The sequence below is a fragment of the Halobacillus sp. BBL2006 genome (assembly GCF_000786645.1).
Classification (GTDB): Bacteria; Bacillota; Bacilli; order Bacillales; family Halobacillaceae; genus Halobacillus.
Genome location: NZ_JRNX01000074.1, coordinates 1 through 15,455 on the forward strand (window position 1 = coordinate 1; position 15,455 = coordinate 15,455).

The window sequence follows — 15,455 nt, forward strand, 5'->3', positions numbered from 1 at the left end:
TATTTTTTCCTTCTGGAGGGATTCCGCCTTCAATTCGGCCGACCCAATATAAAAGTAAGTTACGCAGCGAATGACCGAATGTCATTGTTGCTGCATGATCCCGGTACGTCGGGAACATCCAATCGCCTTCTTCGATCGCAAGGGCACTTCCAACCTGGGCCGCTTCCTGGCCTTCATACTGCACATAAGTGCCGATTCTTCCCTGCCGCTGCAGGTTTACACATTTTTTGTCCATCATACGGGCCCTCAACATCTTTTCGTAAAAAAGTTTAAGAGAGTCGAACGTGAGCTTATCTTTTACATCTTTATGTAAAAGCTCTCCATCTTCATTGATGTATTGGATTAATGGAAATCTCTCTAGCATGTTCATTTTTTCAACACCCCTTCTTCACTTGTTGGGTACTCTTGCAAGAAGGCTTGCAGACAATCAATAAAGTATTGATTATCCTTTTGTTCACCAATTGTTACGCGGATCATTGTAGGATAGCCCATCAAGTGACCCGGACGGATAATCACTCCCTGATTTAATAGAAACTCGTAGACTTCTTCAGCAGGAGCACCGACATCGACCATGATAAAGTTGGTTTGCGTTGGGAAGTAAGATAGATTCATACCTTCGAATTGTTTCGTTAAAAACTCGCGTCCCTCTTTGTTCAAGCGAATGCTCTCATGAAGAAACTCGTCATCATCCAACGAAGCAGAGGCAGCGGCTTGTGCCAGCCGGTTCACGTTGAACGGCTCTTTCACTTTATGTAAGTCATTTACCATTTCAGCAGCCACCAGTCCGTAGCCGACTCTCAAGGCGGCAAGACCATAAACTTTCGAGAAGGTTCTTAAAATGACCATGTTCTTGTATTGATTAAGCATTGGGAGGGTTTCTAAGTATTGAGAGGAATCAGCGTATTCATAATAGGCTTCATCCATGACAAGTAAGACGTGTGAGGGGACTTTTTCGATAAAGGTCTGTAAGGGTTCTTTGTCTACAATCGTTCCGGTCGGATTGTTCGGGTTGCAGACAAACACCATTTTTGTTTTTTCATTAATGGCCTCGGCCATCGCTTCTAAATCATGCGTTCCGCCGTCTTGCATTTTAACTTCAACGGGAACACCGCCTTCGATGATGACGTTTGTTTTGTAGCGCGGGAATGTCACCCCTGCCATCACGACCTCATCACCTTCGTTTATGTAAGTTCTCGTTAGTAATCGGATAATTTCATCTGAACCATTTCCAAATAATACTTGAGTAGACGAGACACCAAGTTTATTGGCTAACTTTTCAGCAAGCAATGGCGAAGTAACCTCTGGATATAACGGGATTTCTTTCATTTCAGTACGTATAGCTTCAGCAGCAAGTGGTGAGTAACCAAAAGGATTCTCATTCGAAGCCATCTTGACGATTTTTGATAGCCCCTTTTCCCGCTTGAGTTCTTCCACCGGTTTTCCTGGTGAATACATTGCAATGTTATCGATTTGCGGACGTGGCTTAACCATAAGGCGTTCCTCCTTCTAAATCCATTTATAGGAAATTTGATATAACCACTATATATTTTAGAATTATCTAAATTTTCCCTCAAGAATATCATTTAAAGTTCCATCACGTTATCGCACTAAAATTCATAAAGACCATTCCTAGCTAAATCTCATACCTAAAGGATTTATCACTCGACAGATGGTAAAAAGATTGTCTGATATTATCGAAAGTTTATGAATTTTTTTGGATAAACAACCATCCCCGGAATTGATTTTGTTAACAAAAAATACCACCTCAGGTCATCCATATTATGGATGACCTGAGGTGGTAAAAGATGTCATACACCTACACCCATAAAAATAGAGCACTCGGAAGCTTCTTTCCAAGCGCTCTATTTTTATCTTATTTACTATCCTCAGGAAGCCGATAAACCCCTTCTTCATCGTGAACTTCATCACCGACTAGAGCGGGGTTGAAAACACATACAACGCGGAAATCTGTCTTCGCGCGTAAGTAGTGTTTTTCGTGACCGTCCAGACAATACATCGTTCCTGGTTTGATTTCATACTTTTTGCCATCATCGACCGTTTCGATTTCAGCTTCTCCTTCGATACAATAAACCGCCTCAATATGATGTTTATACCAAATATACGTTTCCGTTCCTGCATAAAGGACAGTGTCGTGAAGGCTGAAGCCTACATTGTCATCCTTCAGAAGAAATCTTCTACTTTTCCAATTCTCGTCTTTCACTTCGCGCTCTGTGCCGATTAGATCCTCAAGTTTAACTACATTCATACTTTCGCTTCCTCCTTGCCTAGTACGGATTTAATGCTTTCTTCAATGATATCAAGGCCTTTTTCGATTCCCTCTTTGTCAATGATCAACGGTGGGAGCATTTTCAGGACTTCATCGTCTGGTCCCGATGTTTCAATGATCAGTCCTCGTTGGAAAGATGCCTCTGCAACTTGACCTGCCAGTCCTTCCTTCTTGCTTGCGATTCCGAGCATAAGTCCTCGGCCACGCACTTCCCCTTCTAATTCGGGATAATCTTCAACAAACTTGTGCAGACGTTTTAAGAAAAGTTCGCTCTTCTGCTCAATCGCTTCGCTGAACTCAGCGGTTTTCCAGTGGTTCAACGCTTCAGCAGCCGTTACGAATGCAAGGTTGTTGCCGCGGAATGTACCATTGTGTTCACCAGGACCCCATTGATCATATTCCGGCTTAATCAAGGTGATCGCCATTGGCAATCCGCTGCCACTGATTGATTTAGACAGACAAATAACATCCGGCGAAATGCCAGCTTTTTCAAAACTGAAGAACGTACCCGTACGCCCACACCCCGCCTGTACATCATCGACAATCAGCATGATGTCTAATAGGCGGCAAAGTTCTTCGACTTTTTTCAGCCATTCAAAGCTCGCAGCATTGATTCCGCCCTCTCCTTGAACCGTTTCGAGAATAACGGCTGCCGGCAAGTCAATGCCGCTTCCGCCATCTTGAATCATTTTTTCCAGGTATTCCAGGGAGTCATAGCCGTCCATATAGTCGTCATATGGCATAGCCATGCTGTAAGTGAGCGGAATCCCAGCACCGTGACGCTTAAACGCATTCCCGGTTACCGAAAGGGATCCGATTGTCATGCCATGGAACGCATTTGTAAACGTTACCACTTTTTCACGTCCGGTTACTTTTCTGGCAATTTTAAGCGCGCTCTCAACGGTATTGGTTCCTGTTGGCCCAGGAAACATAACTTTATAGTTCATGTCTCTTGGAGCAAGGATGACTTCATTGAACTTTTGTAAAAAGGCCGCGCGTGCATTTGTTGCCATATCGAGACTGTGTAATAATCCATCACTCTGTATATATTCAATCAACTTCTCCTGCATCGCATCATCGTTATGCCCGTAGTTCAAGGCACCGGCTCCTGCGAAGAAATCGACGTAAGTATTTCCTTCTCCATCCCATAACTGATACCCTTTTGCTTTTTCAAAAATGGTAGGAAAACTGCGGCTATAGCTTCTCACTTCTGATTCAAGATTTTCAAATACGCTCATGTCCGTTTTCTGATTCGAATTAGTCATTTAAATTAGGGCCTCCTGTTATTTTAGTGGTCCAATTCTGAATTTGTTTTCTTGTTCATGGTCATTTTCCTCGCCAGGAAAATCGTCTTCATCAAAGCAGACACTTGTATCGCAAGGAACCTGCTTCTTTTTGGCAAACCCTTTGAAAAGCTTTTGCGAAGGTTTATTAGAGGGTGAAACGGTAGCTTCTATATATTCCACGTCACGGCACACACGACGCTCCAATATATGATCGATCATTCTTGTCGCCAGCCCCTGTCCCCGTTCGGATTCAGCGACGGCAACTTGCCAGATGAATAAAGTATCCGGCGATGCGGGTTTTATGAAACCGGAAATAAACCCAACGGTGTCTTCCCCATCTTTCACTACCACTGAGGTCTCGTTAAAAAATTCACACCAAAGCAGGTAGCTGTAGGATGAATTCAAGTCAAGGATAGGGATTTCTTCAATCAACTCATAAGCCGCTGCCCCATCCGTCTTTTCTGGTACGTCAAATTGATAGTTCTTCACATCTTCCGTCATTGTTTGAATAAAATCACCCCATTAGTTTTCTGAAATTTCTGCTAAGTGTTCATTTAGACAATAATAAAGCTTCAAACTTAAGTCAAAGCCGCTTACGAACGGTTTTTCTAGCAAACTTACGAAAACAAACAGTGAGTGGTAAAAATTAGGTGTAAAGCTTTACCAAAGGGCACTTTAATTGGATATCCTCTTGTTTTCAAAAATGCACCTTATAAAACCCTTAACAGAACAAGGACATTAGATCTTTAGAACTACTTTCATGAAATTAATAAACTAATAAAATAGATCCATTTTCGGAAGGGGACGTTTTTCACCGCAAAATATTTCTACTGAAGATTATTTTAGAAGATTGATGTTGAAGTAATGCTTTGTACCCGTCGTTAATAAAAATAAAAACTTCCTTTATCCAGGCAGTCTTTCCCCATATTGTTTACCCTCTCTTCTTATGGGTATAGATTTAACATACTATCGAATTCTTCCTATTTATATGTAATTAGGTCGAATTCTGGAAGGAGAGAACAATGAAAAAAATAACCTCAGTGTTTTGGATCACATTAGCGATTACATTAGCTGCATCGTTTTGGGGAGCACTGGCCCCAAAGAATTTCGAGAGCATCTCCGCTAATGTAAAGAGCTACATATCCCTTCATTTTGGCTGGTATTATCTATTAATTGTTACTTTGTTCGTCATCGTCTGTTTATATTTAATCTTCAGTCCTTACGGGAAGATAAAACTTGGAAAACCGGATGACAAACCAGATTATAGCTATTCTACATGGTTCGCGATGCTCTTTAGCGCCGGCATGGGAATTGGACTTGTTTTCTACGGTGCCGCTTCACCTGTTTCCCACTATATTAAAACCCCACCTCTTGCAGAACCAGGAACAACAGAAGCAATACGGGACTCCATGCGGATTACGTTTTTCCATTACGGCGTTCACGCATGGGCCATTTATGCGATCGTCGCTTTAGTCCTGGCTTACTTTAAATTCAGACACGGAAAACCTGGCTTAATCAGCGCGACCTTAGAACCGATTTTTGGTGACAAAATGAAAGGTCCATGGGGCAAGGCCATTGACGTCATTGCCGTTTTTGCAACGATTGTTGGTGTAGCCACGACGCTCGGGTTCGGTGCTGCGCAAATCAATGGAGGCTTCACTTATTTATTAGGCATTGAAAAACAATTCTGGATCCAGCTCGTCATTATCGCTGTGGTTACGGTCTTATTTATGCTGTCCGCTTACACAGGGTTAAGTAAAGGGATCAAATATTTGAGTAACGCGAACATGGGACTTGCGGCGATTCTATTTGTCACGATGCTAATCATCGGTCCGACGGTTTATATCGCCAATACGTTTACCGATACAATAGGTTCTTACATCCAAACCTTGCCTACCGAAAGCTTACGTCTGAATCCTAACGATGCGGAAGAAAAACAATGGGTTATGGACTGGACGGTGTTCTTCTGGGCATGGTGGATCGCGTGGGCTCCGTTCGTGGGGATTTTCATCGCTCGTGTATCCAAAGGCCGGTCGATCAGAGAGTTTTTATCTGGTGTCCTGCTCGTCCCTTCGGTAGTCAGCTTCCTTTGGATGACTGCCTTTGGAGCTACAGGAATCAAGACCCAGCAAGGTGGCGCTGACATCGCCAGTCTTCCAGATGAACAGGTCTTGTTCGGTGTCTTTGATCAATTTCCAATGAGTGTATTCCTATCAATTGTTGCGATGATGCTGATCGGTACGTTCTTCATTACATCGGCAGACTCGGCTACCTTCGTCCTTGGAATGCAAACGACAAACGGATCACTAAATCCTCCGAAGACCGTGAAATTCGCGTGGGGTGTGGCGCAGTCGACCATCGCTGCCGTACTTTTGTATACAGGCGGACTGACGGCACTACAAAATGCATTAATTTCTGCAGCCTTTCCGTTCTCGTTTATTATGCTGTTGATGGTGTTCTCACTATTTAAAGCATTACATGCGGATAAACGTGCACTTCAGAAAAATGAGGATAAAACAGAGAATAAATCAGCTTGATGTCAAAATAAACCTCTCAAATTGAGAGGTTTATTTTTAGTCATCAATTTTTTTATAAAAACAGTCCTTGAAACACTTTTCATTTGTCTATTGTGGCTGTATAGTTTCAATTAAAGTAAAAATTATCCTTACGAAACAACGAGAAGGGATCGTGATTTACAAGATGTTATACATATGGAATATCGAGAAAATCATCGATAATATCTTGCAAGAGCACAAGCTGGATATTAATTTTGAAATTAATAATAATCTAAATGCGCCGATGAGCTTTAACGTGTCAACGAATACCATCAGCTTTAATTACCTTCAAGTGAATGGATATATGAGTAAAATTAAAATCAAAGAAACCGAGGAGAATTTAGTTAAGATCATTGTTTTTCATGAGATCGGCTATTACTTAACATTCAAGAAGCATAGACACGACCTAAGGACTCTTATGTATGGAGAAGATAAAGAAGTAGAAGCTCTTCAATCTGAAATTGAAAAGAACGCCTGGGAATACGGAAGAACTCTGGTACCAGAAGAACTAATAGAATCCTATGATCAAGTGCGTGAACAGGATAGCATGCTTCTCCAGGGCTTATAAGAAGAATCTACCAAAAAGAGAGCTGATCGAAAATCAGCTCTCTTTTTCTTTCTACCTATCCTCTGTACATGATTTAATATATTACTTATTTCGTGACTTCGCCGTCCCATGCCTGCATGCCGCCTTCTAACGTCTTCGCCTGATATCCATTTTCATTCAACAGATCAGCGGCTTTATCTGCACGTTTTCCAGAACCACAGACAGTAATATACTCTGTATCTTTGTCGAGCTGGTTCATTTCCTCTTCTACTTGATCCAAAGGAATGTGATGAGCGTTTGGAATCATACCCTCTTCAACTTCCTCCTTTGTCCGCACATCCAGAATTTCCGTATCGTTTTGATTGCGCTTCTCTTTTACCACTTCTGGATCGACTTTTGCTGCCATACTAAATACCTCCTCATTTCATTTAAGAATCTGACATATGTTATGTACCTCACCAGGTATATAAAAAAACATATATTTGGAATTAGTTCTATTTGCTCGAACTAATAACTTTAAATAAAAAAGCTTCACAAAAAGTCTCTTAAACTTCTGTGAAGCTTTTTTCTTACCTTAAACCCAGCGAGACGTCAAAACCTTTTTACGAGTATAAAACTCAAGACCATCTTTACCATTGGCATGAAGATCTCCGTAAAACGAATCCTTCCAGCCTGAAAACGGAAAGAAAGCCATTGGAGCCGGCACTCCAATATTGACACCAAGCATCCCTGCATCAATCTTCTCACGGAACTGCCTTACACTTGCTCCATCCTTCGTAAATAGACAGGCACCGTTCGCAAAACGCGACTTGTTTGTTAATTCAATAGCTTCATTTAGATCTTTCACTCTACTAATAGAAAGAACCGGCGCAAAGATTTCATCCTGCCAAATTTTCATTTCTGTCGTGACGTTATCAAAAATAGTCGGCCCTACAAAATACCCTTCCCGTTGAGCCTCTTCATCATGACGTCCATCACGGACAAGATTAGCCCCTTCTTTTTCACCCGTTTCAATATATTCTAATGTGCGTTCTTTATGTTTTTCGCGAATAACCGGGCCGAGGAACACTCCTTCATCCAATCCGTTTCCTATTTTTATCTCATTGGCTTTCTGAACAAGTTGTTCAATAAAAGAATCAGCCACTGATTCTTCAACTGCGACCACTGAAGCGGCCATGCATCGTTCTCCGGCAGAGCCAAATGCGGCATTAAGGATTTGGGTCGTAGCATTGTCCATGTTGGCATCTTCTAACACGATGGAATGGTTTTTGGCCCCTGCCAATGCCTGGACCCGCTTCAAATTCTCCGTTCCGCGTTGATACACATATTTCGCTACTGGTTGAGAGCCAACGAATGAAATGGCGGCCACATCTTTATGATCCAATAATCCATTCACGACGTCATGCGCTCCATGGACAATATTGAAAACGCCTTTCGGTAAGCCAGCTTCCTCAAACAGCTCTGCTAGGCGATTGGCTAATAGCGGTGTTCGTTCAGACGGCTTTAATACAAAGGTATTTCCTGTCACAATGGCCATCGGAAACATCCAGGCAGGAACCATCATGGGGAAGTTGAATGGGGTGATACCACCCACAACGCCAATCGGATAGCGGTACACGCCGGACTCAAGGCCCTCGGCTACAGAAGGAAGTTGATCTCCCATCATCAATGTCGGCGCTCCTGCAGCAAATTCCACATTCTCAATTCCTCGCTGGACTTCGCCTTGAGCTTCTTTAAAACTTTTTCCATTTTCCATCGTCACGATCTCTGCCAACTCATCCCAATGATCGACAAGCAGCTGTTGATACTTAAATAAAATACGTGCACGTTTTGGCACGGGTACTTCTTTCCAAGTTTTAAAGGCTTCACTCGCAGCTTTCACTGCATGATCGACGTCTTCCGGAGTTGAAATCGGTACGTTCGCAATTACATCACCTGTGGCTGGGTTATAAACGGCTTCTGTTTTGTTCGTCTTAGCGTCTATCCATTTACCACCGATATAATTTTGAATGGTTTTTACTGTTGTATGCGTCATTTGTAATTTCTCCTCCCTATTTATCTCACTTTAATTTCCAATGAAAAATCATAGTCATAACAGTCTTTATATAGTGATTCAATTTCTAGTTGACTGGGAACTCTAGGGTTATTCGCTGGGCTGCCACTTTCTAGAGCATCAGATGCCATCTTCTTGATAGCGCTTTCAAATTTATGCTTATCAATTCCCCATTCACTTAAATTAGGGATCCCTAACTTTAAGCATAATGCTTTTACAGAAGTTACGGCAAGATCAGCAGCTTCTTCATCCGGGTAATCTTTTGCATCTTCAGAAAAAATTCTCCCTAAATCCGCTAACCGCTTTATTGAAGGCTCTCTGCTGAATTCTAATACAGCAGGTAAAAGCATCGCATTTGAATAACCGTGCGGAACATGAAATAACGCCCCTATCGGCCGTGACATTCCGTGCACTAAACAAACGGATGAATTCGAAAAAGCCATGCCCCCTTGCAATGCCCCTAACGCCATCGCCTCTCTGGCATCTACATTTTCCCCGTCAGCATAGGCCGTTTCTATATTCTTTACGATTAACTCCATAGAGGATAACGCAATTAAATCTGTCATCGGATGAGCTTGTTTAGATATATAAGCCTCCAGGGCATGGCTAAGCGCATCAATACCTGTCGCCGCCGTGACATGCTGAGGCGAAGTCAACGTCAGAATTGGATCGACCACCGCTGTTTCCGGCATAAAAGCTGGCTGTTTAATCATCATTTTTACATCATTAGAAATATTAGTAATGATCGTGTCATCGGTTGCCTCTGAACCCGTTCCTGCTGTTGTAGGGATTGCAATGTGTGGAATGGGGGATTGATCAGCCCATTTCCTTCCTCCCATATAATCTCCGATGTATCCACCATTGGCTGCTAAAACTGCGACAGCTTTCGCCGTATCGATGCAGCTTCCACCCCCTAGAGAAAGGACGACATCACAATTCTTCGCCTTGAGTAATTCTAATGCTTCTTCTACATAAATATCTGTCGGTTCTGACTCGACTCCTACATAAACTTCACTGGCCACATGGGCGTTTAATAGGTAATCACATGCCTCCTCGACATATCCAAGAGATTCCATCACCTTATCACTAATGATCAGAGCTTTCTTCCCTTTACTTGCTGCCAGTTCGCCTACTTCTTTAAATGCCTGCCGTCCATAATTAATCGAAGCTGGCATACGAAAAACAGAGGGATGAGTCATCTATATAGCCACTCCTTCACATTCTCCAGATTCTCGATAACAATTACCTCCTTTTACCAATTAACTTCGACTAAAGAAGACAGTTTCCTTCATATAAACTGATTTCGTAACAGTTAATTTTCTATTTTTCCGCATAAAAAAGCCTCTCATAAGTTTCGCGAACGAAAGAGAGGCTCTTTATATCATACTTTTTGTTAAGGTCAAATTCAGGTAAGTCTTTTGGTGATTTATGGCAGATCGTTTCCGGCCGCGCGATAGAGTTCATACCACTCTTGTCTTGATAGTTCTATATGAGATGCTTTAGCGATGTCTTGCAAACGTCCCTTGTTCATGGTGCCCACTACCGGTTGGATATTCGCTGGATGACGTAAAATCCATGCGGTTGCAATCGCTGAATCTGTTACGCCTATTTTCTCAGCTAACTCTTGCAGTTTGGCGTTCACCTCTGGAAACGCATCATTTCCAATGAACGGACCTTCGATCATTCCGTGCTGGAAGGGAGACCAGGCCTGAATAGAAATATCATTCAAGCGGCAATATTCGATCACGTTACTATCTCGCACAATAGCAGGATCATTTTGCATGTTTACATTGAACCCCGCATCAATCATTGGCGTATGTACAAGACTTAACTGAAGCTGATTGACGATTAAATCATCCTTCAAATACTTGCTTAACAGCTGCATTTGCATTGGGTTCTGGTTACTTACGCCAAAATAACGGACCTTCCCGCTTTCCTTTAACTCCGTGAAAGCTTCCGCCACTTCTTCCGGCTCCATCAAGGCATCAGGACGATGAAGCAGAAGACTGTCCACATAGTCGGTTTTTAATCGGCGCAGACTTCCTTCAACAGATTTCAGAATATGTTCTTTGGAAAAATCAAAGAAACCCTTACGTATCCCGCATTTTGTCTGCAACTTCATTTTCTCACGAACGTCATCATTCATATTGATGGCATCAGCAAATACTTCTTCTGATTCTCCTCCGCCATAAATATCGGCATGATCAAACAAATCAACGCCGCAATCCAATGCATTTTCGATGACTTCAGCCGCATCTTTTTTACTTAGTTCGTTCATTCGCATACAGCCTAAAGAAATTTCACCAACCTCTAACTCGCTGTTTCCTAACTTAATTTTCTTCAAAAAAGCCACCTCTTTTCTTTAATATTTTTATCCTAACACTTTCCGTTGATGATAGTAATTGATAACGCTTGCTTTTCCAAGGCAACCTAAAAGCAACGAGAAAACCATCCCCATAGACTGTTGATAAAGTTTCTTCTCTTTACTCACTGCATTCACTCCATGGAACAACGTTCTTCAACCACAAAAAAAAGCCACCCTCCCGTAGGAAAGTGGCATCACTTATAGAAAACAAGAGAAAATGCACGTATCGAAAGCTTGTCTTTATGTCACTTTCCTCCGCTAGTTTTTGGAGCCAGTTTAGATTCAAAGAGTGTCATAGTTACACTTTGACCTCAGCCCACATCAGACATTCCATATTATTAAGGTATAGGAATTTCCAAAAAGTAATCTATTAAAAATGAACAAATAAATCTGCAGAAACCGCTTCATTTAACACCCATTTAATGGGAACTTGTTCGACTGGATATGAAAAATCATCCTCATTATTGATATCCAAATCGACGACATAAAATTCCACTCCAGATTCAACAGCTATTTCAAGAAGGTCATAGATCGAAGGAGCATTAAAATGAGTTAAGGCATGAGATAAATATTCTAATCCTTCAGATGGAGACGGTATATATTCTTTATTAATGATATTCAATCCTTTTCTCGAAAAGGCAAGTTTTACATTTGCACCTGAAGAAGCAGCACCAACAGCAATATTTAATGGTGGATAGACGGATTCCAATTTATCGTGAAGAGCTAGAACGACAACCTTTTTTGACATGTAGAACTCCCCCTTTAAAAGCTTAATACCGCATCTGCCTGATAGGCGATATCTAAAAAGGTTACAACTCCCGCTAATTCTGCTCCTTCTATTAACTCCAATCCATCCTCCATTAATACATTCATTTGACAGCCAAATAATTGAACTCCAACGTCTAAGGAAAATTTTATTAATGAGGCAAGGTCAGTGCCGTGTGTTCGATCAATGAAGTTTAGATATCGTTTATCTAGTACACGAGCACCATCAAGATCAAAAAAGATGGCGACTTCATAATTCTGTTCGACCATTTGAAGGGCTTTCTTTAAAACATAGGGCACATTAGAACTCAACGACACAAAATAAACGACTTTCTTTTGATCCATACGAAAACCTTCTTTCCTAAAACAGTTATTACTGCCTAGAAGTATTGAGGTAAGAATTGACTTAGTGTTAAATGGATTTTAGATTAGTTCACACTTTTATTATATACCCCACTGGGTATATAATAAAAGTGGTAAATCTATACAACAGAGAAACCAAATCAATACATTAAGACGATCCTAAAAGCTTGATGAATAAGTATTGGTAATTTAACCAAGCTTTCCTTAGGTTACCCCAAAGTTCTGTGGGAGTTAATTTTGATACAGAAAAGGAATTCATAAGAAAAACCCCGCATTAACGAGGGTTTTTAAATTATCATTATTTAGAGGTACTCGTCTTGTCCATAAACTTAAGCAAATCCGTCAACAATGTACTGAACGTCGATAAGTGTTCCTGTACCCGACCGGGATATTCTTCTTCAATAAATTCTAGCGTATCGTTTTCCGTATGCCAGACTTCCCCGTATTCTACGGTTTGTTGATAGCCGTACAGGTCTCCAATTTCCCAGTTTGTTGCCTCTAAATAGCCATAAGGAATGCCTTTTGCTTTGAAAGGAGCATGATCACTCCAGTCTCCAGTTGTCCCCGCAGGATAGTCAGGGTTAAGACCTGGATTGGTTTCCACATCTAATTTCTTTTTATCCGCAATGGCTAATGCTTGATCACGAATGAACCCATCTTCTCCATCGTTCCCGTACACATACATTTGATCTCCAACAGCCAGGCTGTCTAAATTAATCATACCGATCGTCTTTTCAATCTCTTCCGCTGACATGTGATTGGCATAGTATTTGGAGCCTCGCAACCCAACCTCTTCTGCTCCAAATGCAATGAATACAATAGAATATGGAGTCTTGATATTCTTTAACACTTCTGCGGCTTCCAAAAGAACCCCTACGCCAGAGGCATTATCATCGACGCCAAGCCCGGCGGAAACAGAATCGTAATGAGCTCCTACAATGATCTGTTTGCTGGACTTTCCTTCCTTGTAGGCAATTACATTAGAAGACGACTTATTAGAAGAAAAATTAAAACCCTCAATTTCTGTGTCTAACCCGATTCGTTCAAACTGACCTTTGATATACTCTGCTGCTTCTCTTTCATTTTCTGATCCCGCAATTCTTGAGCCGATGTCATAAGCCAAGTAATTCATGTGCTGATAGGCCATCGCTCCATCTTTATGGGCTAGTGATGGATGGTATGTAATTGGATCTGCTGAAGCACTCCCCACCATCGTAAGTATTCCAAATATCAAAGCAAAAAGTATAACGGATATTTTTTGTTTCATTCGTCGAACCCCTTCCGATTTTGATGGTATTTGTAATAGATTAATAGAATTTGTAAGTAAAAGGAATAGATTCGACAAAATCATTGAAAATCTTATCCAGAAAAACTTTTATTACCCTTCGGCCCTAAAAAAAAACTAACCTAAGCAATTTTCCCTAACTTTAATCAATCACGTTTAACAACAGCCATTTAATGGAAATACGTACCGTGACATTAATTTTAGGAGGGATTACCATGGATATTCGAGAACTGCTTGATGAAAAAAAGGCCGTATTTGAGTTGGAAAATGATATTCAGCGTAACACTCAGGAAGTATTTGACCTCATCAAAGATCTCACCAGCCAGTTATGTTCCGGACAGCAAGATGCCATCCTAAACCTCGAAGGGAACACCATTGCCGTCGCCGCTTACAACAGTATGCTAGGGGTAACTAAGATAGAGGACGTGTCTATCCTTCGTGATCCTGATCTAATTTCAGAATCTGGAGTAGAAGCGTTGAAGGAAACGACTAACTGGAAGAAGGTAGCCCTCCAAGAAGGAAGAAATGAGTATATCACCGGGCTGATCGTCTTCCAATCCAAACACGAATCTTTAGGAATTGAACAAGAAATCGGACGCCTGTATGTGAACAAAGATAAGAGAATCACCTTCAAAGGTCTTGTGGGCGGCAAACGTATTGAAGTTATGGAAGCCAATGAGATCGATTCACGATTGCCGGAAATTCTGCAGTCTACCTTGGAGGATGCATTCTTTGAAGGGTGCACGTATTGGGAATAAAGCTATAGTATAAAACTAGATTAACGGTACACTTCAAAAACTCAAAAAAGCCCCTTTTTCCGAATGGATAAGGGGCTTTCTTTTATTAAGATTGATGAGTTATTCCAACACTTAAAAATGGCTTACGGTCATTCTTCAATTTTACAAAGCAATTCTTAAATAACGCTATCATATTCGTAAATACCAAGAGAGCATTCTTAAAATATTTTTTAACCCACCTCTCTTAGAAAACAAATAGAATCTCCAAAACAAACGTTACATATTCACGTACTGGGGTATAAATCCACTAAAGTTGAATCATATAGGAGAAGGAGTTCGATCATTATGTCTTCAAATCATAATTTAGAAGGGAAAGTGGCTCTAGTAACCGGGGGCGGCTCAGGGATGGGAAAAGCATCAGCGATTAAGCTTGCTAAAGAAGGAGCAGCAATTGCCCTTGCCGATATCAATGGAGAAAATGCACAGGAAACGAAAAAGGAAATAGAAGCTTTTGGGGGAGAGGCGCTGATCATTGAAACGGATGTTTCTAAAGAAAAAGAGATCAAAGAATGCTACCAGCAGCTATTCGACCGTTTCGGAAGATTAGATGCCATTTTTGCAAATGCCGGTATTAATGGGAAAATCACCTCGATTGAAGCGATGACAGTAGAGGATTGGGATCAGACCATTGAAACTAACTTAAGGAGTACATTCTTAACTGTCAAAAATGCCATTCCCTACATGAAAAAGGAAGGCGGAAGTATCATTATCACAAGCTCTGTAAACGGAAACCGAGTGTTTTCTAACTTCGGATTTTCCGCTTACAGTTCGTCTAAAGCCGGGCAAATGGCTTTTGGTAAAATGGCCGCACTTGAACTAGCCCAGTATCGTATCAGAGTGAACATCATCTGTCCCGGAGCGATCGAAACGAACATCGGTGATAACACTCACCCAGATGATGAAGCGATAGAAAAAATAAGAATACCAGTTGAATACCCAGAAGGTAACCAGCCATTGCAAAATCGGCCAGGGCACCCCGAAGAAGTGGCTGACGTTGTAGTTTTCCTCGCCTCTGATTCCTCCAGGCACATTACAGGGACGGAAATGTACATTGATGGAGCGGGGTCGCTGCTTTAAGTTGCCTTATTTAGGAAAGCCCCTATCTCCATGTAGGAAGCCACTGAAAAAGTGTTGTATTAACAGAAAGGTAGA

16 protein-coding genes are annotated in these 15,455 nt (G+C 41.4%); 4 read left to right on the forward strand and 12 right to left on the reverse strand.

The window, feature by feature from the left end; translation table 11 throughout:
- The 5 genes from LD39_RS02790 to ectA all read right to left on the reverse strand — a co-directional run.
- Positions 1 to 370, reverse strand: a 370-nt coding sequence (locus LD39_RS02790) for a thiamine pyrophosphate-dependent enzyme (RefSeq protein WP_035542669.1), incomplete at its 3' end; no start/stop codon positions are given.
- Positions 367 to 1,491 carry a histidinol-phosphate transaminase gene (hisC, locus tag LD39_RS02795; protein ID WP_035542671.1) on the reverse strand — a complete coding sequence of 375 codons (1,125 nt, stop codon included), beginning with the start codon at positions 1,489 to 1,491 and terminating at the stop codon, positions 367 to 369. The genes LD39_RS02790 and hisC, both read right to left, overlap by 4 nt.
- Before the next feature lie 382 nt (positions 1,492 to 1,873).
- Positions 1,874 to 2,266 carry an ectoine synthase gene (locus tag LD39_RS02800; RefSeq protein ID WP_035542674.1) on the reverse strand — a complete coding sequence of 131 codons (393 nt, stop codon included), beginning with the start codon at positions 2,264 to 2,266 and terminating at the stop codon, positions 1,874 to 1,876.
- The gene (ectB, locus tag LD39_RS02805) at positions 2,263 to 3,552 is read right to left on the reverse strand and encodes a diaminobutyrate--2-oxoglutarate transaminase (RefSeq protein WP_035542676.1); all 1,290 of its coding nucleotides are present in this window, start codon (positions 3,550 to 3,552) and stop codon (positions 2,263 to 2,265) included. Before ectB ends, LD39_RS02800 begins: the two co-directional genes overlap by 4 nt.
- Before the next feature lie 18 nt (positions 3,553 to 3,570).
- Positions 3,571 to 4,062: a diaminobutyrate acetyltransferase gene (gene ectA, locus LD39_RS02810; RefSeq protein WP_231572501.1), complete on the reverse strand. Its 492-nt coding sequence runs from the start codon at positions 4,060 to 4,062 to the stop codon at positions 3,571 to 3,573.
- Positions 4,063 to 4,595: 533 nt separating this feature from the next.
- Here ectA and LD39_RS02815 point away from each other — a divergent pair.
- Together LD39_RS02815 and LD39_RS02820 are read left to right on the forward strand one after the other, a co-directional pair.
- Positions 4,596 to 6,110, forward strand: coding sequence for a BCCT family transporter (locus LD39_RS02815; protein ID WP_035542679.1), 1,515 nt, complete (start codon positions 4,596 to 4,598; stop codon positions 6,108 to 6,110).
- A gap of 151 nt (positions 6,111 to 6,261) precedes the next feature.
- Positions 6,262 to 6,696, forward strand: a complete 435-nt coding sequence (locus tag LD39_RS02820) for a hypothetical protein (protein WP_369793212.1) — start codon at positions 6,262 to 6,264, stop codon at positions 6,694 to 6,696.
- 85 nt (positions 6,697 to 6,781) lie between these two features.
- Here the strand turns inward: LD39_RS02820 and LD39_RS02825 are convergent, their stop codons facing one another.
- The 7 genes from LD39_RS02825 to LD39_RS02855 all read right to left on the reverse strand — a co-directional run bounded on the left by LD39_RS02825 (position 6,782) and on the right by LD39_RS02855 (position 13,488).
- Positions 6,782 to 7,081, reverse strand: a complete 300-nt coding sequence (locus LD39_RS02825; RefSeq protein ID WP_035542680.1) for a rhodanese-like domain-containing protein — start codon at positions 7,079 to 7,081, stop codon at positions 6,782 to 6,784.
- 168 nt (positions 7,082 to 7,249) lie between these two features.
- Positions 7,250 to 8,710 carry a CoA-acylating methylmalonate-semialdehyde dehydrogenase gene (locus tag LD39_RS02830; protein ID WP_035542683.1) on the reverse strand — a complete coding sequence of 487 codons (1,461 nt, stop codon included), beginning with the start codon at positions 8,708 to 8,710 and terminating at the stop codon, positions 7,250 to 7,252.
- Between the two features lie 20 nt (positions 8,711 to 8,730).
- Positions 8,731 to 9,927, reverse strand: coding sequence for an iron-containing alcohol dehydrogenase (locus LD39_RS02835; RefSeq protein ID WP_035542685.1), 1,197 nt, complete (start codon positions 9,925 to 9,927; stop codon positions 8,731 to 8,733).
- Between the two features lie 227 nt (positions 9,928 to 10,154).
- Entirely contained in the window at positions 10,155 to 11,072 is a 918-nt protein-coding gene (locus tag LD39_RS02840) for an aldo/keto reductase family oxidoreductase (protein WP_035542687.1), read from the reverse strand.
- Between the two features lie 391 nt (positions 11,073 to 11,463).
- Positions 11,464 to 11,841 (reverse strand): DsrE/DsrF/DrsH-like family protein, encoded by a 378-nt coding sequence (locus LD39_RS02845; protein ID WP_035542688.1) that lies wholly within the window; start codon positions 11,839 to 11,841, stop codon positions 11,464 to 11,466.
- Positions 11,842 to 11,855: 14 nt separating this feature from the next.
- Complete coding sequence (locus LD39_RS02850; RefSeq protein ID WP_035542690.1) at positions 11,856 to 12,203, reverse strand: DsrE family protein; 348 nt, start codon at positions 12,201 to 12,203, stop codon at positions 11,856 to 11,858.
- A gap of 316 nt (positions 12,204 to 12,519) precedes the next feature.
- Entirely contained in the window at positions 12,520 to 13,488 is a 969-nt protein-coding gene (locus tag LD39_RS02855; protein WP_035542692.1) for a M20/M25/M40 family metallo-hydrolase, read from the reverse strand.
- Between the two features lie 233 nt (positions 13,489 to 13,721).
- Here LD39_RS02855 and LD39_RS02860 point away from each other — a divergent pair, with 233 nt between their 5' ends.
- Positions 13,722 to 14,264 carry a hypothetical protein gene (locus LD39_RS02860; RefSeq protein WP_035542695.1) on the forward strand — a complete coding sequence of 181 codons (543 nt, stop codon included), beginning with the start codon at positions 13,722 to 13,724 and terminating at the stop codon, positions 14,262 to 14,264.
- Positions 14,265 to 14,588: 324 nt separating this feature from the next.
- Positions 14,589 to 15,380: an SDR family NAD(P)-dependent oxidoreductase gene (locus LD39_RS02865; protein WP_035542696.1), complete on the forward strand. Its 792-nt coding sequence runs from the start codon at positions 14,589 to 14,591 to the stop codon at positions 15,378 to 15,380.
- Positions 15,381 to 15,455 lie beyond the last annotated feature (75 nt).

Bases quoted from the DNA above. Each gene is read 5' to 3' on its own strand.
- hisC (WP_035542671.1), bottom strand. From the start codon at position 1,491: ATGGTTAAGCCACGTCCGCAAATCGATAACATTGCAATGTATTCACCA.
- LD39_RS02800 (WP_035542674.1), bottom strand. From the start codon at position 2,266: ATGAATGTAGTTAAACTTGAGGATCTAATCGGCACAGAGCGCGAAGTG.
- ectB (WP_035542676.1), bottom strand. From the start codon at position 3,552: ATGACTAATTCGAATCAGAAAACGGACATGAGCGTATTTGAAAATCTT.
- LD39_RS02815 (WP_035542679.1), top strand. From the start codon at position 4,596: ATGAAAAAAATAACCTCAGTGTTTTGGATCACATTAGCGATTACATTA.
- LD39_RS02825 (WP_035542680.1), bottom strand. From the start codon at position 7,081: ATGGCAGCAAAAGTCGATCCAGAAGTGGTAAAAGAGAAGCGCAATCAA.
- LD39_RS02830 (WP_035542683.1), bottom strand. From the start codon at position 8,710: ATGACGCATACAACAGTAAAAACCATTCAAAATTATATCGGTGGTAAA.
- LD39_RS02835 (WP_035542685.1), bottom strand. From the start codon at position 9,927: ATGACTCATCCCTCTGTTTTTCGTATGCCAGCTTCGATTAATTATGGA.
- LD39_RS02845 (WP_035542688.1), bottom strand. From the start codon at position 11,841: ATGTCAAAAAAGGTTGTCGTTCTAGCTCTTCACGATAAATTGGAATCC.
- LD39_RS02850 (WP_035542690.1), bottom strand. From the start codon at position 12,203: ATGGATCAAAAGAAAGTCGTTTATTTTGTGTCGTTGAGTTCTAATGTG.
- LD39_RS02855 (WP_035542692.1), bottom strand. From the start codon at position 13,488: ATGAAACAAAAAATATCCGTTATACTTTTTGCTTTGATATTTGGAATA.
- LD39_RS02860 (WP_035542695.1), top strand. From the start codon at position 13,722: ATGGATATTCGAGAACTGCTTGATGAAAAAAAGGCCGTATTTGAGTTG.
- LD39_RS02865 (WP_035542696.1), top strand. From the start codon at position 14,589: ATGTCTTCAAATCATAATTTAGAAGGGAAAGTGGCTCTAGTAACCGGG.